The sequence below is a fragment of the Steroidobacteraceae bacterium genome (genome assembly GCA_041395505.1).
Lineage (GTDB): Bacteria > Pseudomonadota > Gammaproteobacteria > Steroidobacterales > Steroidobacteraceae > JAWLAG01.
In genome coordinates this window covers 790,910-813,438 of the sequence record JAWLAG010000002.1, presented here as the reverse complement: position 1 = coordinate 813,438, position 22,529 = coordinate 790,910, and the positions used below count along the sequence as shown (strand labels likewise).

Sequence of the window (22,529 nt, the reverse complement as noted above, 5' to 3'; positions counted from 1 at the left end):
GTCAAGCTCGGGCTTGACTGCAAGCATTGCGCAACGGGAGTAGAAAATGAAGCAGCATTTGCGCGTTCAGGTACTGGTTTTCGCGGCTTTTTTCAGCGTCTCGACAATGCCGGCTCGAGCGGACGCGGCGAGTATCGATGACAGCATCGCCGCAGTCGCGCCCGCTGTCCTCGAATGGCGACGCGATTTTCACCGCAATCCGGAACTGTCAAATCGTGAATTTCGCACCTCCAAGATCGTTGCCGCGCATTTGCGCAAGCTCGGTCTGGAAGTTCGTACCGGCATCGCGCACACCGGCGTGGTCGGCATACTGCGCGGCGGACAGGCCGGCCCGGTGATTGGCCTGCGCGCTGACATGGATGCCCTGCCTGTCATCGAGCAGACCGACCTGCCGTTTCGCTCGCTCGCCAAGGCTGAATACCGCGGCGACACGGTTGGCGTCATGCACGCCTGCGGGCACGATGTGCACACAGCGGTGCTGATGGGCGTTGCCCAGGTCCTCGCCGCAGCGCGCGCCGACCTGCCGGGCACGGTGATGTTCGTGTTTCAACCGGCCGAGGAAGGCGCGCCGGTCGGCGAACAGGGCGGCGCGAGCCTGATGATCAAGGAGGGGTTGTTCGCCGATATCAAGCCGGAGGCGATGTTCGGTCTACATGTCATGGCCAATCTGCCCGCGGGCCTGATCGGATACCGTGCGGGACCATTCATGGCGGCGTCGGATTTCTTCAGCATCAATGTGCGTGGCCGGCAGACGCACGGCGCGCGACCTTGGGGCGGCGTCGACCCGATCGTCACCAGCGCACAGATCATCAACGCGCTGCAGACGATCGTCTCCCGGCAGATCGACATCACCGAAAATCCCGCGATCGTTACCATTGGCGCCATCAAGGGAGGCGTACGTTACAACATCGTTCCCGATGAAGTGGAGATGCTGGGCACACTGCGTACCTTCACCGGCGAGCAGCGCAAGGACATACTGGAGCGCATGGAACGTATCGCGCAAAATGTCGCGCTGGCCAATGGTGCAACCGCGACGCTCACGGTCAATCCGGGCAATAACCCGGTGACCTACAACAACCCCGAACTGACCGAGCGAATTTTGCCGTCATTGCGCGCCGTCGCAGGCGCCGATCAGGTCAAGGGGCTGTCGCTCATTACCGGCGCCGAGGATTTCGCCTACTATGCGAAGGAAATTCCCAGCGTGTTTTTCTTTGTCGGTGTGACGCCGCGTGACCAGAATCCATTGGCTGCGCCATCCAATCATTCGCCGCTGTTCTTCGTGGACGAGTCCGCCATTCCCGTCGCGACCAGGGCGTTGACGCGCGTAGCGCTCGATTATCTGCGGGGCGGCGCCACGCACTGACGGGCGATCGCAGCCAGCGGATGGAAATCGAGTTTTTCGGCGCCGCCGGCGAGGTGACGGGATCCTGTCACATCCTGCGCGTCAATGGACGCGAGCTGCTGCTCGACTGCGGAATGGTGCAAGGCGGGCGCGACGCCTATCTGCGCAATCGCGAAGCATTTCCATTTCAACCCGGCAGCATCGATGCGGTCCTGCTGAGCCACGCGCACATCGACCACTGTGGGCGCCTGCCGCTGCTGGTCAAACGTGGCTATCGCGGTCCGATCTATACCAATCGGGCCTGTCGCGACCTGTTGCCGATTCTGCTGCGCGATTCGGCTTCGCTCGCCGTGCGCGACGCACAGCGAGTCAACCGCCATCGCAAGGCCGGCGCACCGGCGGTCGCACCGCTCTACGATGAGGACGACGCCGAACAGGTCCTGCGTCTGGTACGCGCCGTCGATTACGACAAGCCATTCGAAGTGATGCCCGGCGTGACCCTGCTCGTACGCGAGGCCGGTCACATCATGGGTTCGTCGAGCCTTGATCTGCAATTGCAGGAGGGAGGGTTGCACCGTCGCCTCGTGTTCAGCGGCGATCTCGGTCAGTACGACTCACCTATTCTGCTGGACCCGTTTGGTTTCGAAGCGGCGGATGTCGTGCTGATGGAGACCACCTACGGCGGGCGCCGGCATCGCGATCGGACTGCCACCGAGGCGGAATTCGGTGAGATCCTCGGCGCGGCGCGCAGGTCCGGCGGCAATATCATCATTCCTGCCTTTGCCATAGGCCGCAGCCAGGACGTGTTGTACATGCTGGCTTCGCACTATCGCGAATGGCAGGTGGACGAGTGGCAGGTATTCCTCGACAGCCCGATGGCGATCGAGGCAAGTGAGGTCTACTGGCGCCATACGGAACGCTACGACGATGATGCATTGGCACTGCGACGGCGGATTTCGCGCATGCCGGAGCTTCCGAATCTGGTCCTGTCGAAGACGCCACATCAGTCGCAGGCGATCAATGCGATCAAGTCGGGCGCCATGATCATCGCAGGCAGCGGGATGTGTACCGGCGGGCGGGTGCTGCATCACCTGAAACACAATCTCGAACGCTCGAGCTGCCATGTGGTCATCACCGGATTCCAGGCGCCGGGTACACTAGGCAGACGACTGGTTGACGGCGATGAAGAAGTTCGAATTCATGGCCAGAGCGTGCCGGTGGCTGCAACAGTGCATACTCTGGGCGGTTTGTCGGCCCACGGTGACCAGGAGGACCTGCTGCGTTGGTACGGGTCTTTTGCCAACCGGCCGCCGGTCTATCTGGTGCATGGCGATCCGGAGGCTGCGCAGGCATTTCGCGAACGCCTGGCGGGTTTGGGCGCCCAGGGTCAGCTGACCGAGCCCGGGTTGAGAGTCGATCTGGCGGACTTGCGGAGGTAGGTTCCATGATGCAAAGCACAATCAACAAATCCTTGCGCGCCGGACTGCTGGCCGTGCTGGCAGCAATCACGTCGGGCTGTGCCGGCGGCGGCCGCGCGCCCGACCTGCCGCCACTGCTGCTGGTCGCCGGCGCGACCGGAGGTACTGGACGGGAAGTCGTCACCCAGGCACTGGCCCGGGGCTATCGGGTACGTGCGCTGGTTCGCGACGAGGCGAAGGCGCGCGAACAATTCGGTGATTCGGTGCAATACGCGGTCGGTGACGTGCGCAATGCCGGTTCCTTGTCCGGCGCCATGGCAGGTGTCAGCTACGTGATCTCGGCCGTCGGTTCGAACAGTCGCCGCGAGCCCGACAACAAGCCGGAGCTGGTCGATTATGGCGGTGTCAAGGCGCTGGCCGAGGCCGCGCGCGAAGCGCGTGTGCAGCAGTTCGTGCTGGTCTCGTCCATGGGAGTGACGCACGAAGATCACATGCTCAATCGCATCCTCGACAACATCATGATCTGGAAACTGCGGGGCGAAAACAGCCTGCGCGATTCAGGAGTCGACTACACCATCGTGCGTCCCGGGGGCCTCAACAACGAGGCGGGCGGCAAACTCGGCATTCGTGTCCTGCAGAGCGACCCGAAGGATTCGGTCGGGCAGATACCCCGCGCCGATGTCGCTGCCGTGTGCGTCAACGCCCTGGGCAATCGATCGGCCATCAACCGCACGCTGGCAATCGTCTCGGATCCGACACGCGGTCCTGCAGACTGGGCGAGCTTTTTCGTTGGCTTGAAACCGGATGAGCGATGACGCGGCGCGCGCCGGTGCGCTGGCGCGCCTGCTGAATCGTGTTGCCCGGGTCGAAGCGCGCGAATCGTCCGCGGTAGTCATCGCCCTCCTGTTGTTCTTCTTCGTGCTGGGCGGCTACTTCGCGGTGCGTCCGGTGCGGGAAACTATCGGCACGCTGCTTGGCCGCGAGCGCGTGGGGGAGCTCTGGGGCTACACGGGCATTGCAGCGATCGCGATCGTGCCGATCTATGGCGCATTGGTCGCACGCGTCCGCCGCGGAGTGTTGCTGCCCGCGATCTATGCCATCGTTGCGTTGTCACTGTTCGGCTGCGCTCTTCTTTTCGCCCGCGAGTCGAGCGCCAGCTGGGCGGGTGAGTTCTTCTACGTCTGGATCAGCGTGCTGAATCTGCTGCTGGTGTCCGTGTTCTGGAGTTTTCTGCTGGAACTGTTCGATACCGGCCAGGCGAAGCGTCTGTTCGGGTTCATCGCTGCCGGCGGTACGGCGGGCGCGCTGCTTGGGCCGGTGCTTACGGATCTCAGCGTCCAGCACATCGGTAACAGCGGCGTGCTCGTGCTGGGCGGCGTGATGTTCACGGCGGCGATCGTCTGCCAGCGCCTGCTGATCAACATCTGGAAGACGGCGCCCCTGCAGGTTGCAACGACGGCGGACAGGGCCCTGGGCGGCAATCCCTTTGCCGGATTCGCACTGGTGCTGCGCTCGCCCTACCTGCTGGCCATCGCCTTGTATGTCGTTTTCATCTCGGTGCTGAATACCTTTCTGTATTTCGAGCAACTGCGCCTGGTGGAGTCGACCTTCGCCGACGTCGAGAAGCGCACGCAGGTATTCGCGCGGCTCGATTACAGTGTGCAGACACTGACGGTGCTCTCGCAGGTTTTCCTCACCGGCCGCATCGCACAACGATTTGGTGCGGGTGCGCTGCTGGTGCTGGTGCCGCTTGCGATGATCGGCGGCTTTGCCGCCCTCGCCATGGCGGGCAGCTTCGCCGTGCTCGCCGTGGTATTCGTGCTGCGGCGCTGGGGCGAATATGCATTCATCCGGCCGGCGCGAGAAATGCTCTTCAGTACGCTCGATGCGCAAAGCAAGTACAAGGCCAAGAACCTGATCGATGTGCCGGTCTACCGTGTCGCGGACTGGACGACGGCACAGGTGCGCAACTGGCTGGAGTCGGGGATGCTGGGCGCGACCGGTGTGGCCTGGCTCGGCGCCGTGATCGCAGGTGCCTGGGCGATCAACGGCTGGTGGCTCGGGCGCCGGCATCGCGAACGCGCAACGCTTCAGCCTTGAGCGCAGCGGCCGCGATCGCGACCGCTCAGAGTGCCGCGGCGAAGCGCTGTTCCGGGGCCTCGCGCTTGTCCTCATCCCGGCGCATCTCGCGCAATGCGTCGATCAGTGCCTCGGCGCTCGCGAAACGATCCTCGACGCGCTTGGCGAGCAGCCGGTCGATGATGGATTGAAATTCGCTCACGTCGTCGGGCAGGCGCGGGATGTCGCCAGTCACGTGCGCGTTGAGCACCTCCATCGCGGTGGCGCCCGTGAAAGGCTTGCGCTCGGCGAGCAGCTCGAAAAAGATCACTCCGAGACTGTACAGGTCCGTGCGCGCATCCAGCACCATGCCCTGCGCCTGCTCGGGGCTCATGTAATAGGGTGAGCCACGCAAAACGCCCGTGCGCGTGCTGCCAGCCTCGCCATTCGCTTCGCGCGCCAGGCCGAAGTCGATCAGCACGATGTCGTCGTTGTCGCGCAGCATGACATTGTGCGGTTTGAGGTCGCGGTGAATGAGCCCGGCCGCATGGACCACTTCGAGCGCCTGCGCAATGCGGGTGACGTAGCGCAGGGCCTCGTTCGCGTTCAGTGGATCGCGCATGCGCGCCTTGAGGTCCCCGCGCGCGAAATACTCCATCACCAGGTATTCGCGACCCTCATGCACACCATAGTCATAGATCTGCACGATGGAGGGATGCTCGAGCGCCGCGATGGCAGCGAACTCGCGCGCCAGCCGCTGTCGCTCCTGGTCCTGGTTGGCGACCTCGGCGTTGATGACCTTGATGGCCACATCGCTCTGCGACTCGTCGCTGAAGGCCTTGAAAACCGTCGCCTTGTCCGAGGCGCCGAGGCGCTCCTGCAGCCGGTAACGCGGAATCGAGAAGTTGGGACCCGGGGCATTGGCCGCGACATCCGAATGCATCGCCGCCTCGACGCGGCGCTCGATGACCCGCGCGATGACCTGCAGCGCCTGTTTGATGCGCTCCGAAGTCAACAAGCGTCGCGGCAGATAATCGACAGCGCCGAGGCGCATGGCCCGCACCGCGGTGAGTTCATTGCCGTCCTGGGCAACCGCCACCAACGATGGCAGATTCGACTGCTTGCGCAACTCGCGCAGCCAGAACAGGCCCTCGGACTTGGGATCCTCGGGGCTGTCGCCGAACTCGAGATCGAGGAAGATCAGATCGCAGTCGCGATCGGTCAGTGTGCGACGCTTGCGCGAAAATTCATTGACATCGAGGAGCCGTACGCCGCAGTCGGGCCAGATCGTGTCGATGTGATGACGCAACCAGGAGGCATACTTCTGGTCGCGACTGACGACGATGATACGGTAGGCCACGATCGCGCCCGGTCATTGCAGCGAGAAACGCAGGCGCAGCCGGGCACGTTGCGTGACGGCCGCGCCATCGCGCATGACCGGCTCATAACGCCAGCGACTAACGGCGGTCAGTGCGGCGCGGTCGAAAGTGCCATCCGGTTCGGAGTTCAGTACGCGTGCATCCGCGACACTGCCATCAGGCATGACGCTGAACTCGACTTCCACCCAGCCCTCGATGCCACGGCCGCGCGCGGCCTCCGGGTAGTTCGGCGCGACATAGCGATTGAGCTTGAGCGAGCCTGCCGCTACCACGGTGTTGGCCGCCGCCGCCCGAGCCTGGGCATCGGTTATCTGTTTGCGCACCGCACCGACATCGCCGGCACCAGCGCCTGCACGCTCGGCTTCGCCGAGCCAGTTGCTTGCGCCAGTGAAATCCGCCCGCGCCAGCGCGAGGCGCGCTTCGTTCAAGGTCTCGCGCGCGAAGGCGGCGCGTGCGTTGACCGTGCTCGGGTGCTGCGGATCGGTTCGCTGCAGCGAGTCGAGGTAGAAGCGCGCGCTGTCATTGGCGGGCGTCAGGAGCCGGTTGGCGGTGAGGCGCTGGTTGAACAACCCTGCCAGCCTCGTGAGGTCGTTGTTCTTGACGGCTGTGGTGCGCGTCGCAAGGGTTTCGCGAATCTGGGCAATCGTGCCCCTCGAAACGCCGCTTTGCTCCGCAGCGCGCAGCAGCTGCTCGGTGTTGTCCGTGTCGGCCGCTTCCGCTGCGGTGCGCGCATCGCTGATCAGGCGGTTTGCGAGCGCCCGCTGGGCTTGCTTGACCGAATTGTTGTCGGGCGCGAGGGCAGCCGCGGATTCGATATAGAACTGGGCGTTGTTACCTGCCGGATTGATGATCGCGCCGCTGCGCAGGCGATCGGTGGCCTGGCGCAGCAGGTCACCAACGCGCGTGTCGACCTGCTGCTGCTCGTAGGCGCGACGCGTCTCGGAGACCAGCGAGGCATTCTGGTTGGCCCCAGGCGCTTCGCCCAGGACTTCGATGGCGCGATCGAGATTGCCGCTTGCGGCGGCACGTCGCGCACGCAAGAGAACGGCGCGCTCGCGTTCCTTGGCAAGCTGCGTGCTCAAAAAAGCGATGCGCGCATGCTCGGGGCGCAGTTCGCGCGCGAAGCCGAGCAGGCTCTCGGCAACGTCGAGTTGTTCGGCCACGAACGCGGACTCGACGCTCGCCAGGAGTTTGTCGACTACGGCGTCGATGCCGCTCTGTGCAGTGGCATTATCCGGCGCCAGCTTGAGAACATCGCGATAGAGCGCCGCTGCGTTCTCGGTCTCCGGAGTGACGAGATCGCCCTTCTCGAGCGCCGCCGCCGCGCGTTGCAGCAGCCCAGCGATTTCAGTTGCCGGCCCTTTGTTCTGGCCCGTCGTTGCCGGGGTTGCCGTTGAGGTCCCGCCGGGTGACGTCTCGCGTTGCAGGAACCACCAGGCGCCTGCGCCGACGCACACGAGCGCTGCAATCGCGGCGAACAGCGCGGCTCGCGGCGGCCCGGCTGGCTTGGTGCGCTGCGCCTTTCGCGCTTCGACGGCAACTCGCGCCGCGGCAGCGGCGGCTTCGGCCTCGGCGGCGATGGTGATGGCATGCTCTTCATCGTGGCGACGCATCGCGGCTTCGATGAACAGGCGTACCCGCTGTGCGGAGACCGGCTTGTGCAGGAAGCGATAGACGGTACCGTCGGTCACGAGCGGTGACAGGGGCACCTGATCTTCTGTCGTGCCGGCTACGACCAGTACGAGATCGGGAAACTGCCGGCGCAATTTGCTGCAAAGCTGATCGACTGGCTCGGCGATGGCTGCGCTGTCGAGCAGGGCAACACCAGCGGCGGCGCTGACGATGCGGTCCGTGAGCTCGGCCGCGCTCGCAACCCGCAGGAGCTCGTGGCTTTCGCCGACCACGTCGCCGAGCGTATGCAGAAGCGTGCCATCGACTGATAGCACAGCAATGCTCATGCCCGTAGCGGCAGCCGGTTTTTCAAGCACTGGGCCGACCTCGTGGATCGCTTTTGCCGTCGAGCCAAATTCCAATGCAGTATGCCCCGCTGCACGGTGGAAAACTGGCTCTTTGTACCGCGTTCGGCCGCTTCCGGTCCGTGACGCGGGTCATCGCGTGAGACTAACGCGGTCGATGCCGATTGCAAGGCCCGCCTCGGCGATGCCGGAGGCGAGTACGGGGGCTTGCGGTATCGGCGCCTTGCGCGTATTAAATAGGAAAAACGTCGATCCGGTCACAAACCGCCGGACACAACTGGGGGAAATCCATGCTCGATGCAATACGGCGATGGTGGTCGCTCGATGCCCGCGATGAAAGCCAGACCGCGGACAATCCGCTGGAACCGTTGCGCGATGAGCAGCGCCGCGAGACGGGACCGCTGCTGACGCTGGCATTCGGCTGGGGATTTCTGGTCACCGGCCTTTTCGTCGGGGGATCCCTAGGTGCCGGCCTGCCATTTTGGCCCGATCTCCTGCGCAACGCGCTCTACGGCAACCTCATCAATTTCGTGATCGGAGCGCTGGTGGGCTACATGGGCTATCGCACGGCCTGCAACAGCGGACTCCTTTATAGACTCACCTACGGCAACGTGGGTGCCGCATTGCCGGTGCTGTTTCTGGCCGCACTGACCATAGGCTGGCAGGGCATCGTGGTCGGCGCCTTCGGGCTCGCCTGGGCGGGCAGTTTCGACAGCCCATGGTTCTATCCGGTGGCGATCTTCGCGGGCATTCTCTATACGGTCACCACCTATTTCGGAGTGCGCGGACTCGAGCGGGTCGCGGTGCCTTCGACGATCGTACTCATCCTGGTGGGCATCTACGCCGGCTACATCAATATTGACCGCGCCGGCGGCGTGGAAGCCTTCCTGGCGAAGTCGCGCGACGTGGCTGCTGCGCAACCCATGACTGACATGCAGGCCATCAACCTGGTCATCGGTTCGTGGATCGTCGGTGCCATCGTGATGGCCGAGTACACGCGCTTTGCGCGCAAGACCTGGGTGGCCATCGCGATACCGTTCATCGTATTGGTCATCGCGCAGTTGTTCCTGCAGCTGGTTGGCGCAATGGGCGGCGTCGTTTCCGGCACCTTCGACTTCACCGCATACATGCGCACGGTGGGCCCGGTAATCGCCATGTTCGGCATCATTGCGATGAGTCTCGCGCTATGGACTACGGGCGATGCGAACCTTTACCTGCCATCGATCCAGACCGCGAGCGTGTTTCGTCGGCCCAAGCGGGTGATGGTGGTTATTTGCGGACTCGCGGGCACCGTGCTCGGACTCGGCATCTACCAGCACTTCATGACCTGGATCGACCAGCTTGCGCGCATCGTGCCGCCACTGATCGGACCGGTCATCGTCGATTACTATGTGTTTCACAACCGCAGCTATCGCAACGATCTGTTGGCCCGATTGCCGGCGGTGAATCCGCTCGCGATCATCGCCTGTGTAGCGGGCATCGTCTGCGCCTATGCCTATACCCCGGCGTGGATTGCGGCCGGATTGTTCGGGTTGTTCGTCTCGATGCTGACCTACGCGGCGCTCTTCGTCGTTGCTCGTCTGCTCGGTGTGCGCGTCGGCTACGCCCGCGCGCAAGCGGACCGATAGCCCGCGCAATGCCGCGCTGGGTGGGTGCTGGCGCGCTGGCGCTCGCACTCTGCGCGGCGTCGTCCCTGCTCGCGCGCTGGTTCTGGCCTGGCGAGCTCGCGGTCAATTTCGTATTCCAGCAGCTACTCGCCTGTGCCGCGCTCGCCGCGCTCGCCTGGCGCGGACGGCTTTGGCGTTCATTGGCGTGGCTTGCGCCGAGCGCCGTCGTTTGCGCCTTCCTGCTCGCGCGACAACCGCCGCCCGCGACTGTCGCCGAGCGCAGGACCGACGCCGCGCTTACCTTGATCGTTGCGAACATGTTCTATCGAAACGAGGAAACCCATCGCCTGGCGCAGTGGCTGCGTGAGCGCAATGCGGACATTGTCGTGCTGAGCGAAATGAGCGAGGCACGGGTGCACGCCGCGCTGGCGGAGCAATTCGCCTACCGGTACTGCAATGGTGCAGTCGGCACCGGTGCGCTGTGTGTCGCCTCGCGCGTGGCTTTGCAGGATGTCTCGACGGTGCGGCTCTCGGCTGAGGGTCCGCGCGAATTGACGATGTCCTTGAAGTGGCGCGGCCAGCGCATCCGTCTGCTCGCCGTCCATCTGACCTGGCCGCTCACACCAGGTCACCTCAGCAGGCGCGACGCCGAACTCGCCGCAATGCGACGCTGGCGCGGCGAGTCGGCCGATCCGGTGATCATTGCAGGCGACTTCAATCTCTCGCCAGCATCGCCCCGCTTTGCGGCTTTGCTCGCGGACACCCATCTCCGTTGGCTGTCGCCGCCCATGGCGCAGCGTGCGACCTGGCCGGCCTGGTTTCCGCCCGTAGGGCTTGCAATTGACCATATACTCTTCGATGAACGCCTACGGCCGGTGGCGGTCGCGCGTGGCCCGCGCATTGGCTCGGATCACTGGCCCCTGCTCGGGCAGTTCGAACCCGGCAGCCGGGCATCCGCCGGGAACATGCGCTAGCGGCGCCGGTCGGAAAAGGAAGTACGCAGCAATGGACAAAATACCAATGACAGCAAGATCCCTATGGACCGCCTGCGCGCTCTGCCTGCTGTTTGCGGGTGCAGCAAGCGTGTCACACGCCGATTCGGCAACGGGCGCGCAGCGCAAGGCAGCCGAGGAATACCTGGCCGCCACCGCGAGCGGCAGCGCCCAGGCGCTTGCTTTCGCAATCCACCCCGATGAGCTCGCGGCATTGCGCGAGCGCATACTGAAGCAATTGCGCGATGAGAACGAGAAAGCCGACAACACCATTCGTACGCGCTTGTTCGGTGTCGCGGCGCCGCTCAACGATCTCGAGCGCCTGACACCCGTCGGTTTCTTTACTCGCCTCGCCGATCGGCTGGTATGGCGCGGGCGTGTGTATGAAAGCCTGTCGGCGCTTTCCGCGACGCCGGACAGCAACGGCGTCGTGCACCTGATCGTCCGCGGCAAGCAGCCGCGCGAGCGCGGCCGGCAGCAGGTCATCGAACTGGTGACCATCATGCCCTATGGCAAGGATTGGAAGTCCGTATTGCCACTCGAATTGGCGGCACAGATCGAGGATCTCATCGATGGTCGCAGCGCTGCCAATGTCGGCGCCGCATCGGCGGCACCTTCGAGCGCAAAACGCAAGAGCGAGAACACCCCGGAGATTCGTGAGCTGCTCGACCGCGCCGAGCGGGTGTTGCTGGCCGAGGATTGCGAAGGCTATTACAGCGATGTCATGAGTCCGAATTTCCAGCGCCTGCTGTCCAAGACCGCGCGCGAAACGCTGGTCAAGAACTGCCACAACAGCCTGGGTACCCGCGAGACGCTGTTGGCGGCCGTGCGCCTGGTGCGGGAACTCCCTCCCGCCTACGAGTACGACAACAAGCGCGCTGTATACGACGTATCCGACAAAGGCCTGCCTTTCGATCGTTACGTACTCGAGTTGATCAACCGTCGCTGGTACGTAGCGGAGTGAATGACCGTTGAAGATTCGCGACGCCACGCCCGCCGACGCGGCGCTTTTGCACGAGTTGATACTCGACCTTGCACGCTACGAGCGTCTCGAGGACGAGGTGGTTGGCACAGCGCAGGATCTCGCGCGCCAACTGTTCTGCGAGCGGCCCCACGTGTTTGCGCTGGTTGCCGAATTCGACGGGCAGGCTGCCGGCTTCGCGCTCTATTTTTTCAATTTCTCGACTTTCCTCGCCCGGCCCGGTCTGTACCTGGAGGACTTGTTCGTCAAACCCGACTATCGCTCCAAGGGTGTCGGTCGGGCGTTGCTCGCTGCACTGGCGGCGCGCGCCATGGCTCGCGATTGTGGGCGTATGGAATGGGCAGTGCTCGACTGGAATGAACCGGCCATGGCGTTCTACCGGGGTCTAGGCGCCCAGGCGGTGAGCGAATGGCAGATCTTTCGTATGCGCCGCCCGGCGATCGAGCGTCTGGCGAACGAGGCCGAGCCTGCCGCTCAGTGACCGAGTGCGCCCAGTACTTTCTGCAGCAGGCGGCTGCCCTGGCCGACCGGATCTTTGCGCAACGCCTGCTCTTCGCGCGCCATCACCATGAACAGGCCGTTGAGCGCCTTGTCAGTAACGTAGGAGTCGATCGTGGCGTCGCGCTCGCTCACCAGGCCATAGCGTGACAGCTTGCCCGCGAGGGCGTCATAGCGGCTCGCAAGTTCCGCTCCCGCCGTAGTCTTCCTTACGATCGGCTGAAACCGGGTGCGCAGGTCCGCCTCGGTCGCGCGACGAAAGTATTGTGTCGCGGCATCATCGCCACCGGTCAGGATCTGCTTGGCATCGGTCACCGTCATGCGCGTGATCGCACCCTTGAAAAGCGCCGCCGCCTCAGGCACGGCTGCTTCGGCAGAGCGGTTCATGGCGACGACCAGGTCGTCGGCCTGTTTGTCCATGCCAACCAGCTTGAGAAGCGAGCGGGCCTTGGCGAGCTTCCCGGGCAGCGGAATCCGCACTTCCGGATTGCCGAGGAACCCGTCCTTGATGCCGAGCTTCGCAATGGCGCGCGATGCTCCCTGGGTGAGGGTCTCACGCAGTGCGCTGGTCGAGTCGGTCTGGCTGAACGCGTCGAGCACGCTGGCTGCATGCGCGGCTGCGCAGACCAGCAGCAGTGACAGCGAGCTCAGGCCGACGGCGGTCGTCGTGCGGCGAATTCCTTGCATGGTCATTTATGAGTCCTTTCCGTACTTGCGCCGATGCTCGAGTTTCGCGCCCTTGATCCAGTTATCGCGCTTGATGCGTCCCTGGAATTCGGGGAGAAGTTTTTCGATGGCTTTGATATCCGCTGCCTTCCAGGCCGCGATCTGCGCAAAGGTGTTGATGCCATTGCGATTGAGCAGGCGCTCGATCTTGGGGCCGATGCCATGGATCAGTTTGAGGTCATCGCGACGTGGCTGCGCAGTCCGGGGCGGTGCCAGCGGCGGCACCACCCGGCGCGGCGCGGTCGCGGGCGTGACCTGCATGACCGCCGCCGCAGGCGGAGCACTGCGCAGCTCGTCGAGCTCGCGGCGCAAGCGCGCAATGTCGCGATCGCGGCCGTCGATGCTCTCGCGTGCGCTCGCCTGCAACTCGCCGAAGCGACGCTGACAATCCTGCAGGTCGCCCGCCAGTTTCTCCTGGCGCGATGCCGAGGCGCGCAACGATGCCAGCTCCGCGGACAACCGCGCCTGCTGCTCGTCACCCTGTGCGCCAGCGCGTTCGCGGTCCGCGAGTCGCCGGCGCAGATCTTCGATATCCCGGCTGTACTGTGCGCAGCGTTGCTGTAGCTCACCCGCTTCACGCTCGCGCTCGGACAGGCTCGTGCGCAACTCGCCCAGCCGCCCGATTTCGCCGCGCAACGAGGCAATCTCGCTGTCGCGCTGTCCGAGCAGATTCTGCAGCTCATCATGTCGCGCAAGGCGTGTTCGCAGCATGGCGATTTCGCTGTCGCGGCCGGCAAGTTGCTCGCGCATCGGCTCGGCCTTGCCCAGACGCTCGCGCAGGCCGCCGATTTCGGTGTCCCGCTCCTGCAGCTGGCGACGCAGGATGACGAGTTGCTGCAGCTCGCCATCGAGCTCGCCGACCCGGGTACGAAGGCCATCGACGGTTTCATCCCTTGCGGTCACCTGCTGGCGCAGGCTGCGAGTCTCGTCGTCGCGAGCGAGCAATGCATCGCGCAGGCGGCCGAGTTCACCGGCGTAATCGCCATGCTCACCCTGCAATTTGTCGGCACGTGAGCGCTGTGCGTCGAGGTCGGCGCCCAGCCGCTCGATCTGATCGGCCTGTTCGTTGCTGCGATCGCGCCATCGATTGCATTCTTTCTCGAGTTCGGAGATGCGCAAGTCGCGTTGCGGCAGGAAGCCCGCCGCCTTTTCCAGCTGCTCCGCGCGCGTGGCCCGCTCCTGCAGCTGCGACTCGAGGTCGCCGAGGCGTGCGGCTGCACGATCCAGCTCGCCCTTGAGGCGGGCATGCTCCTGGGCAGCGGCCTGCAGTCGCGCGGTGCGCGCCTTGATCTCATCGCCCAGCGGTTCGAGCTGTGCGAGTCGGCCGCGCAGGCGCGTGGTCTCCGATTCGAGCAGCGTGCGCCTGCGGTCTTCATCCTGAAGTTTTCGATTCGCTTCGCCAAGACGCGCTTCGATGCGGCGCATCTGGGTGCGCTGCTCCTCGCTGTCACGGGTCGCGGCCGTGATGCGATTGTTGTGTTCGCTCTCGAGCGCAGCGATCTGCTTGCGGGTCGCGAAGCCGCGCAACCCGTGACCAATGAGCAGACCGCCAGCGAGCGCCAGCAGGCAAGGCAAGAGGTCGATGAGAATCTGCATGCGCCTACTCCCCGATCTGCACGAACTCGATGCGCCGGTTGGTCTGGCGACCCTCGTCCGTGTCGTTGCTGGCGATGGGTTTCTCATCGCCATAGCCTTTCACCACGAAGCGGTCGCGCCCGAGACCGACCGCCACGAGGTAATCGACGGCTGCGCGTGCGCGGCCCAGCGAGAGAATGCGGTTCTCGCGTGGATCGCCGACATTGTCGGTGTGACCCACCACATCGAATCGCGTACCGGGTGCGGCGGCGATGATGCGCGCGACTTCATCGAGCGTCTGGCGACCGCGCGCCGTCAGGGTCGTGCTGCCAGAGTTGAATTCGACGCTCTGCCGTTGCAGGAAATCCGAGAGCTTCGCCTGCACCGGTGGCACGGGCCGCAGACGTGTTTGATCGGCGAGCCGATACTGCCCGCCGAGGCCGGAGCGCGCCTCGGCAAGCACACGCTCGCGGGTTGCCTGGTCGGCCAGCTCACCCGCAATTTCCAGGACCTCGCCGTTGAAATTCGATTTGCCGAGCTGTGCGCTCTGCAAGGGAAGATACAGGGCGTCGGTCTCGACCCAGCTGCCGCGCGCGGCTGGATCGATGAGCACTTCATCGATGACGGGGCGCCCGCCATAGAGCTGCTCGGCGCGCCGGCGCACTGCATTGCGCAATTCCTCGCGCGGTAGTGTGCCGTATAGCCGTATTCGCTCGCCGTACTCGACGCCGAGCGACGCCGGGGCCGCCACGGCCGCTGTTTCGCTCGTGGCCGGAGCTGGCGCGTGTTCGCGGCGCGCGCACAGGAAGAGTGCGAGCAAGGCGAGTACGACGCCGGCGCCAATCTTGATGCTGTCTGTCATTGCCCGGCAACCTCTTGAAGCTTGTTGGTCTTGGCCAAGCAGCAGTCGGCAATTTAACTGTGCAATCAATGCTTTGCAAATCGCGCGCCACGCGAGATCAAGCGTCGATGCCGGCAGGCAGATCGCTATTGGCCTACAATGACGGTTCGGATTCGTCTTTTCACCGCAGCCAGGAGGCCCATCATGTCCGTTGCCCGCGTAACCGAACTCATCTCGGTGTCCAAGAAGAGCTTCGACGATGCAATCAAAAATGGCGTCAAGCGCGCCGCCAAGACCCTGACCGGCGTGACGGGTGCCTGGATCGCCGATCAGGAAGTGATCGTGCGCGGCGGCAAGATCGCCGAATATCGTGTCCGGCTCAAAGTCACGTTCGTCCTGAATGACTGAGTGCGTGCGCAGGCTGGCGGCGCGATTCGTGCCGGCGGGCCTCATAGCGATTTCGCTGCTGGCGGGCTGCGCCGCGGTCGAACCGGTCGCATCGACCGGTGCTGCCGCGCCGCAAGCCGCGGCACCCGCCGTAGCACCGGTGGCCGAGCTCTCGCAGAGCGAGCTGCTCGGCTGGATCAATCGCAATGACGGCGAGGCGCTCATCCTCGATGTTCGTACGAGCGATGAGTTCGCGGCCGGCCACTTGCCGGGCGCGGTCAATCTGCCGCACGATCAGGTTGCGGCGCGCATCGGTGAATTGGCGGCTTTTCGCGACCGTCCCGTGGTGGCCTATTGCCGCAGCGGCCGACGTGCCGGCATGGCGCTCGAAGTCCTGCAAAATGCCGGGTTCAAACAACTGAACCATCTGCAAGGCGATTACCTCGCCTGGCAGGAAGCGGACATGCCGATCGAAGGGGCGAGCCCGGCCACGACACCCTGAGCATCAGCCGGGAGCGGACCGCGGCAGTTCCTGAATCGCGACCACCAGCAGGCCCGGGCCACCGTGCACGCCGAGCGCGGCACCGACGGGAACGATGGGCGCGCAGTCGAGGTCCGGGCGCATGGCGAGCAGCGCGGCGCGCAGCTCGGCCGCGCGCTCGGCCGCATCGCCATGGCCAACTGCGGCTCGATAGCGTTGCCCCTTGCGACATTGGCGCACTACCAGGCGCGCGAAAGCCTGCACGCTGCGACCGCGGCCCCATAGCAGGCCGCCAACGCCAACCTTGCCATTGCTGCGCGTGCGCAATACGGGCGAGCAACGCAGCAAGTCCGCAATCGTCTGCGCGACCGGCGAGATACGGCCGCCACGCACCGCGTACTCGAGGGTTGCCGGCAGGGCGAAAGTCCAGGTGCGCGCAATGATGTGCTGCAGCTGCGCAAGCAATTGCGGCATGGTCGCGCCGCGCGCCGCGCACTCGGCGGCGTAGCGTGCGATCAGGCCCTGGCCGAGCGAGGCATTGCGGGTGTCCTGGACGTTGATGCCGTCGCAGGCGCATCGCCGGGCCGCCGCCGCCGCCGCGTCATGGGTACCGCTCACACGGGCTGTCACCGTGAGCGAGAGCACCTCATCGTGGTGTGTGCGCAGGAACTCGTACATGCGTCGGTAATCGCCCTGCGGTGGTTGCGAGGTCTGGACGCGGTCGCGATTGGCAACGAGGAGCCGGAATAGTTCGCTGCTGCCAAGCGACACACCATCGAGATAGCTGCGGCCGGCAAATTGCACGCGCAACGGGATGACGTGAATCACATGCGCGTCGAGTGTGTCGTCATCCAGATCGGCGGCGGAGTCGGTGACAATGGCGATGCGGCTCCGGGCGGCCGTGCTCGCCGCCTGGCGCAGCATGTCGTCGGCCTTCTGCTGCGTTACGGTGCCCAACTGCGCGGCCAGGGCGAACACCGCCTGCGGATCGTTGGTATGGATATGCAGCCGCAGCCGTCGAGCGGATCCAGCGACGACCAGGCTGTCGCCCAATGCGGCGCAGCGTTCGCGCAATGCCCGCTGGTCGATCTGCGCGCCGGCGAGAACGAGCTCCGTGCAGTAGCGGTAATTGCCGGCGCCAGCCGCGATGGCCGGCAGCTCGGCCGGTGACCAGGCATCGTCGGGCGGCACGAGAGCCACACCCGTGCGCATCTGCATTTCCATGCCCCTGACCCAGGCGACGAAACCGGCCGCGCCGGCATCGACCACATGCGCGCGTTCGAGTTCTGCCAGCTGATGCTCGGTTTCCGCAAGGGCACGTTCCAGTGGCGCCAGGCAGTTGCCGAGCAGGGTGGGAAAATCGATCCGCGGATTCGCAGCGACTGCGGCTGCGGCGGAATCGGCCAATGAGTCGATCAGGGTGAGTATCGTGCCCGCGCGCGGCTCGGTCACAGCAGTAGTGGCGTACTGCGCGGCAGCACGCAATGCCGCAATGAAACTCTTGGGCCGCAAAATGGCGAACCCGCCGCAGGCGTCGGCCAGGCCGTGCAGGAATTGCGCGAAAATCGCTCCTGAATTGCCGCGCGCGCCATCGAGGGCAGCGTCGGCGACGAGGGCGAGCAGTTTGCCGCAATGGTCGCTGTCGGCGGCGGCGATGGCTGCGTCGATGCACCGTGCGGTTATTGCGAGGTTGGTGCCCGTATCGCCGTCGGCAACCGGAAACACGTTGATCCGATTGAGATCCGGCGCGCAGTTGACCATGCTCGCGAGACCGGCGCGCAAAGCGGCGCCCAGAGCGACTGCCGAGAGTTGCGGCGGTTTGACGCCGGTTGCGTCTATTCGCGCACCAGTACGAAGCGGCGGCCGCGGTAGGCGAGTTCCGCACCCGTTGGCGTGATTCGCTCGACGGTCACGCCTTCCTTGGTGACCGCGCCTTCCTGGTATTTCTGCATGTTGATGAACACGAAGCGCGCGGCCGGATCTGGAGCATAGGCATGCAAATCGAGGTGCAAGGCAGGCAGGCTGCCATCCTGCGCGATGGCGTCTTCGTAGGATTCGCTGTCACGTCGCACGGTGCCGGCACCCGCGACGCCTGGCGGCGGCGGATAACCCACGCCGACATCATTCTGCGCCGGCGCAAAATCTGCGGGTGACTCGTAGGGTGGCAGGCCGCCATCGAGCGTGGGCTCCTCGATGAGCGGCGCATTGTAGGGATCGCGCGCTGCCGGTGCCGCCGGTGGTGCAAGGGCGGGTGCGGCCGCGTTGGTGAGTGCCGGCGCAGCGCCCGGCGCTGGTGCAACGCCCGGCGAGCTGGCCGCTCCGGGTCGCGCAGCCGCTGCCGCCGTATTGCCTGCAACGGTGCTGTTCATGGTCCCCGGCTCCGCTGGCAAGGCGCTGCGCCGCCAAAGGTACCAGCTGACGAACAACAGATTGACCAGCAACAAGCCACCGAGCACCCAGGCCCAGACCGGCAGGCGCGGCCGCGGCTGCGCCACACGCACTTCGAGCAGCGCCGGCCCGGCATTGCGCTGGCGATCGTGTTCGGATTTCTTCAGGGCGTCGAGAATGAAGGACATGCTGCTCTCTAGCCTCCCTGGGCGGATCTCGCCACCAGCATCGGCGTGTCGTTGCCGGCCGTAACCGAATCGAGCATCACCAGTGTCTGCACGCCGGCAATACCGTCAGCGGCGAGCCGATAACGGCGTTGGAACTGCACGACCTGCTGGGCCAGGTCGGCATCGTAGATATCGGAGTCGTCGGGCGCGCTGGTGCCATTCACCCGTGCCAGGCTCTCGCGCAACTGCCGAACACTCGCGCCGCGCATGCCGAAACGAAAATCCCGCGTCATGCCGCCTACTGGTCGCCACAGCAGCACGTAGTCGCCGAACCAGTAGCGTGTGAGATCGCCAAGGCCCACCTCACGTGCCTCGCCGCCCAGGCTGAGCACGGCCCGATCGCCTGCCAATGAAGCCAGTACGACCTGATGCACATTGCCCGCGTCATCGGACAGCGACAGGATTGCCGGTCGATTGAATCGTTGCAGTTCGGCGAGGGTGCCGCGACGGGTGAGGCACTCGAGACCTTTCTGTGTTGCCTGGTTGCACGGATCGACACGACCGGCGACATACTGTGCGCCCCACAGCGCGAACAGCTTGTTGAACGCGTTGTCGGTGTCGGTCTCCGGGGCAAATTGCGCCAACAGTTCCACGACCGTAGGTGGCGCCGGCGGTGGTTGCGGAGCAATTACCGCAGAGTTCGCTGCGCCAGCCGGCACATCTTCCTGCACGGCCGCGACCTGTGACGTTGCAATTCCGGTCGTTGCACGGCCTGGCCCGACGGTGCGCCAGAACCCGATGACGGCTGCGATGGCGAGGAGCGACGCCGTCGCCCCGAAAAGCCAGGGAAGCCACAGCGGCCATAGCCGCTTGCCGAAGACTTCGCTCGCGGCGCGCCGCACCAGCGTTGCGCCTACCCGGTGCTGGTCCTGGGTATAGGCGCCGAGCAAGGCCCGGTCGGCGATCACGTTGATCAGCCGCGGTACGCCGCCCGAGAGGCGGTACATTTCGTTGAGCGCCGGGCGCGTGAAAATGTCGTTGGTCGCACCGGCAACGCGCAGGCGATGACGCAGGTAGGCTGCCGTCTCGTCGCGCGACAGCGGATCGAGGTGATAGCGCCCGGTCACGCGCTGAGCGAGCTGGCGCAGTTCGTTGCGCTCGAGGAGCTCTCGCAACTCAGGCTGCCCGATCAGGATGATCTGCAGCAGCTTCTGCGTGGCTGTCTCGAGGTTGGTGAGAAGCCGCACCTGCTCGAGCACGTCGGTGGCGAGATTCTGTGCTTCGTCGACCACCAGTACCACGCGCCGGCCTTCTGCATGTTTTCGGAGCAGATAGCGATTGAGGATATCGACCAGGTCCTTGACGCTGCTCTCGGCGGCATCGGGCACACCGATGCCGAGTTCCTCGCAGATCGTCAGCAGGAATTCCGGTGCGCTCATGCGCGGATTGAGGATGAGCGCTATCTCGGCATGCTTCGGCGCCTGCGCGAGGAGCGAGCGCACGATGGTGGTCTTGCCGGTGCCGACTTCGCCTGTCAACTGTACGAAGCCGCCCGCTTCATTGATGCCATAGAGCAGGTAGGCGAGCGCCTCCGCGTGCCGCTCGCTCAGGTACAGGTAACGCGGGTCAGGCGTTATCGCGAATGGCTTCTCGTTGAGGCCGAAAAAGGAAAGATACATGGCGGTATGTCTGGGCCAATGGCTGGCGCGCGGTCAAGGCAGCATCTGGTCCGATCTGCCCGGCAAGTATTGCATGCCCCGGCCCGGCACGCGAGCGCCTAGCCGCGTGGACGGGGGTCGCCGAGGAGTCGCGCCGGGCGCAGTGCCGCGCCGCCGAAACGCTGCCGGACCGCGTCGACCGTGCTGTCCAGTTCGTGACGCTTGTCCGTGGCCGCGAACAGATCGAGTTGTTCATCGTTGCAAAGATCGCTGACGCCGACACCGAGCAGGCGGATACGCGCGCCTGGCGCGAGTTGCAGCCACTGCGTGAGCAACTCCTGAGCCAGGTCGCGGATGGCGCGACTGTCGGCGGATGCCGGCCGCAGCGGTCGTTGCCGGGTATAAGTGCGAAAGTCATGGCGCCTGACCTTGATGAATACGGTTCCCGCATGCAGATGCCGGGCACGCAGTCTCGTACTCACCCGCTCCGCGAGCGCGATCAGTTCACAGTGCAATTGCGCACTGTCGCTGCGATCGCGCTCGAATGTCTCCTCGGCGCTGATCGATTGCTCGGCAACGGCGGTCTCGACCTCGCGCTCATCGTGCCCGGCCGCACGCTCGCGCATGTGCTGGCTGTGCTTACCGAACAGCGGCCACAGCGCCGCGTCGGAGGCCAGGCGCAATTGCCCAAGCGTCGTGATGCCGGCCGCGCGCACCTGATCGCCCTTCTTGCGCCCAAGTCCCGGCAGGCGCTGCACCGGTAGTGGATCGAGGACCGCCTGCAACTGATCGGGTGCGACGACGGTCAGCCCGTCGGGCTTGTCGAGATCCGAGGCGATTTTGGCGACCAGCCGGTTGGGTGCGACGCCGACCGAGGCCGTGAGGCCGGTCATTTCCTGGATGCGTCGCTTGACGGTGATGGCGATGGCGCGTGCATCGCCATGCAGTGACTGGCAGTGGGTGATGTCGAGGAAGGCTTCATCGAGGGACAACCCTTGCACGATAGGCGTGAGCGATTCGAAGATCGCGAAAATCTGCCGCGAAACCTCACGATACCGCGCCATCCGCGGCGCCACACAGACTGCATGCGGACAGCGTTGCAGTGCCTCTCGCATCGGCATGGCCGAGCGCACGCCGAAACGGCGCACTTCATAACTCGCCGCAGCCACGACGCCGCGTGCGCCGGTACCACCGACGATGACCGGCTGCCCCTTGAGATCTGGATTGTCACGCTGTTCGATGGAGGCGTAGAACGCGTCCATGTCTACGTGCAGGATCGTGCGCGCGATCACAGCGATGCCACGCTCCATATGGCGGTGATGCCCATCATGGCTGCGCCGAGGACCAGGTAGGCGCCGAGCAGCAGCAGGTACTTGGCCGTGGTCAGCAGGCGCGATTGGGCGTACATGACGCGCATCGAACGAAACATGTAATAGAGCGCGTAGATCATGAACAAGCCTTCGAACGCCGAACTGAGGCTCTCCGGCAACACACTGGCGAGCGCGCTGGAGAGCGTGAGGCCAAGGAACATGAAGGAATGATTGTGCACGAGCAGCAACAGATGCTCGACGTAGTGACGCCGCGGTCGCCAGTACATGAGGCGGGCGATTGCCGCGAACAGCGGCAGGAAAAGGAACATTGCGCGCGGAATGTTGGCCGCCATGGCCGATGCGAGGCCCTTGCCCTTGTCGGCAAGCAACTTGGCGCAACCTGCACGGATGCGCTCGCCAAAGTACGTCGCGAAGGGTCCGGAGTACGTGACCTTGCTGCAATCGACCGACTGCATCTTCTCGCCATTGACTTCGTAGACCACGCCCGGCGACGACATTTTGGCACCCGGCAGCGCGGCACTCACCGAGAAGAACAGCACGCTCACCACGAGGTAGAGGCGCACTGCCGGCAGGTAGCGCGCGCGATGGCCGGCGAAGAATTCCCAGGTCAGCCGACCAGGTCGGAACAGCAGCAGGGCAATGGTGCGCCACAGCCGCGAATCCGCGTGCGTGATGTTCTCGAAGGCCTCGGCGAAGAAGTGGCCGAGAGAGTGCACTGATTCG

Annotated in this window: 20 protein-coding genes; 10 read left to right on the top strand and 10 right to left on the bottom strand. The window is 64.8% G+C overall.

From position 1 onward, the window contains the following. Positions 1 to 46 precede the first annotated feature (46 nt). Genes R3E77_16350 through R3E77_16335 form a run of 4 tightly spaced genes read left to right on the top strand, consistent with a single transcriptional unit; the run spans position 47 to position 4,860 of the window. Positions 47 to 1,363, top strand: coding sequence for an amidohydrolase (locus tag R3E77_16350; GenBank protein MEZ5500988.1), 1,317 nt, complete (start codon positions 47 to 49; stop codon positions 1,361 to 1,363). A gap of 20 nt (positions 1,364 to 1,383) precedes the next feature. Beyond that, entirely contained in the window at positions 1,384 to 2,781 is a 1,398-nt protein-coding gene (locus tag R3E77_16345; protein MEZ5500987.1) for an MBL fold metallo-hydrolase, read from the top strand. 5 nt (positions 2,782 to 2,786) lie between these two features. Then, positions 2,787 to 3,575: an SDR family oxidoreductase gene (locus tag R3E77_16340; GenBank protein ID MEZ5500986.1), complete on the top strand. Its 789-nt coding sequence runs from the start codon at positions 2,787 to 2,789 to the stop codon at positions 3,573 to 3,575. Then, positions 3,565 to 4,860, top strand: a complete 1,296-nt coding sequence (locus R3E77_16335; protein ID MEZ5500985.1) for an MFS transporter — start codon at positions 3,565 to 3,567, stop codon at positions 4,858 to 4,860. The genes R3E77_16340 and R3E77_16335 overlap by 11 nt, the downstream gene beginning before the upstream one ends. 25 nt (positions 4,861 to 4,885) lie before the next feature. On the opposite strand, the gene R3E77_16330 is transcribed toward R3E77_16335, so the two are convergent. Then, positions 4,886 to 6,178, bottom strand: coding sequence for a protein kinase (locus R3E77_16330; protein MEZ5500984.1), 1,293 nt, complete (start codon positions 6,176 to 6,178; stop codon positions 4,886 to 4,888). A gap of 12 nt (positions 6,179 to 6,190) precedes the next feature. Beyond that, positions 6,191 to 8,155 carry an energy transducer TonB gene (locus R3E77_16325; GenBank protein ID MEZ5500983.1) on the bottom strand — a complete coding sequence of 655 codons (1,965 nt, stop codon included), beginning with the start codon at positions 8,153 to 8,155 and terminating at the stop codon, positions 6,191 to 6,193. A 308-nt stretch (positions 8,156 to 8,463) separates the two neighbouring features. Here R3E77_16325 and R3E77_16320 point away from each other — a divergent pair, with 308 nt between their 5' ends. The 4 genes from R3E77_16320 to R3E77_16305 are packed head-to-tail and all read left to right on the top strand — an operon-like array spanning position 8,464 to position 12,235. Continuing rightward, positions 8,464 to 9,801, top strand: coding sequence for a cytosine permease (locus R3E77_16320; protein ID MEZ5500982.1), 1,338 nt, complete (start codon positions 8,464 to 8,466; stop codon positions 9,799 to 9,801). A gap of 8 nt (positions 9,802 to 9,809) precedes the next feature. Continuing rightward, positions 9,810 to 10,754, top strand: coding sequence for an endonuclease/exonuclease/phosphatase family protein (locus R3E77_16315; GenBank protein ID MEZ5500981.1), 945 nt, complete (start codon positions 9,810 to 9,812; stop codon positions 10,752 to 10,754). A 46-nt stretch (positions 10,755 to 10,800) separates the two neighbouring features. Further along, positions 10,801 to 11,736, top strand: a complete 936-nt coding sequence (locus R3E77_16310) for a hypothetical protein (protein MEZ5500980.1) — start codon at positions 10,801 to 10,803, stop codon at positions 11,734 to 11,736. 7 nt (positions 11,737 to 11,743) lie between these two features. Further along, positions 11,744 to 12,235, top strand: a complete 492-nt coding sequence (locus R3E77_16305; GenBank protein ID MEZ5500979.1) for a GNAT family N-acetyltransferase — start codon at positions 11,744 to 11,746, stop codon at positions 12,233 to 12,235. Here the strand turns inward: R3E77_16305 and R3E77_16300 are convergent. From R3E77_16300 to R3E77_16290, 3 genes are read right to left on the bottom strand one after another with little or no spacing between them, the layout of a single operon-like run. Then, on the bottom strand, positions 12,229 to 12,945 hold the full coding sequence (locus R3E77_16300; protein ID MEZ5500978.1) for a DUF4197 domain-containing protein: 717 nt from the start codon (positions 12,943 to 12,945) through the stop codon (positions 12,229 to 12,231). The two genes, R3E77_16305 and R3E77_16300, sit on opposite strands and share 7 nt — an antisense overlap. Next, positions 12,946 to 14,574: a hypothetical protein gene (locus R3E77_16295; protein MEZ5500977.1), complete on the bottom strand. Its 1,629-nt coding sequence runs from the start codon at positions 14,572 to 14,574 to the stop codon at positions 12,946 to 12,948. Positions 14,575 to 14,578: 4 nt separating this feature from the next. Then, positions 14,579 to 15,415 carry an OmpA family protein gene (locus tag R3E77_16290; GenBank protein MEZ5500976.1) on the bottom strand — a complete coding sequence of 279 codons (837 nt, stop codon included), beginning with the start codon at positions 15,413 to 15,415 and terminating at the stop codon, positions 14,579 to 14,581. Between the two features lie 183 nt (positions 15,416 to 15,598). On the opposite strand from R3E77_16290, the gene R3E77_16285 reads away from it, so the two are divergent. Together R3E77_16285 and R3E77_16280 are read left to right on the top strand one after the other, a co-directional pair. Continuing rightward, positions 15,599 to 15,802 (top strand): dodecin family protein, encoded by a 204-nt coding sequence (locus tag R3E77_16285; GenBank protein ID MEZ5500975.1) that lies wholly within the window; start codon positions 15,599 to 15,601, stop codon positions 15,800 to 15,802. After that, entirely contained in the window at positions 15,795 to 16,283 is a 489-nt protein-coding gene (locus R3E77_16280; GenBank protein ID MEZ5500974.1) for a rhodanese-like domain-containing protein, read from the top strand. The genes R3E77_16285 and R3E77_16280 overlap by 8 nt, the downstream gene beginning before the upstream one ends. Before the next feature lie 3 nt (positions 16,284 to 16,286). On the opposite strand, the gene R3E77_16275 is transcribed toward R3E77_16280, so the two are convergent. The 5 genes from R3E77_16275 to R3E77_16255 all read right to left on the bottom strand — a co-directional run bounded on the left by R3E77_16275 (position 16,287) and on the right by R3E77_16255 (position 22,522). Next, positions 16,287 to 18,023 carry a DegV family protein gene (locus R3E77_16275; GenBank protein ID MEZ5500973.1) on the bottom strand — a complete coding sequence of 579 codons (1,737 nt, stop codon included), beginning with the start codon at positions 18,021 to 18,023 and terminating at the stop codon, positions 16,287 to 16,289. Between the two features lie 74 nt (positions 18,024 to 18,097). Then, a complete protein-coding gene (locus R3E77_16270; GenBank protein MEZ5500972.1) occupies positions 18,098 to 18,838 on the bottom strand; it encodes a general secretion pathway protein GspB in 741 nt (246 codons plus the stop codon). Between the two features lie 8 nt (positions 18,839 to 18,846). Beyond that, entirely contained in the window at positions 18,847 to 20,496 is a 1,650-nt protein-coding gene (locus R3E77_16265) for an AAA family ATPase (GenBank protein MEZ5500971.1), read from the bottom strand. 98 nt (positions 20,497 to 20,594) lie between these two features. Beyond that, on the bottom strand, positions 20,595 to 21,785 hold the full coding sequence (locus tag R3E77_16260) for a DNA polymerase IV (GenBank protein MEZ5500970.1): 1,191 nt from the start codon (positions 21,783 to 21,785) through the stop codon (positions 20,595 to 20,597). Then, positions 21,764 to 22,522, bottom strand: a complete 759-nt coding sequence (locus R3E77_16255; GenBank protein ID MEZ5500969.1) for a DUF3667 domain-containing protein — start codon at positions 22,520 to 22,522, stop codon at positions 21,764 to 21,766. The genes R3E77_16260 and R3E77_16255 overlap by 22 nt, the downstream gene beginning before the upstream one ends. Positions 22,523 to 22,529 lie beyond the last annotated feature (7 nt).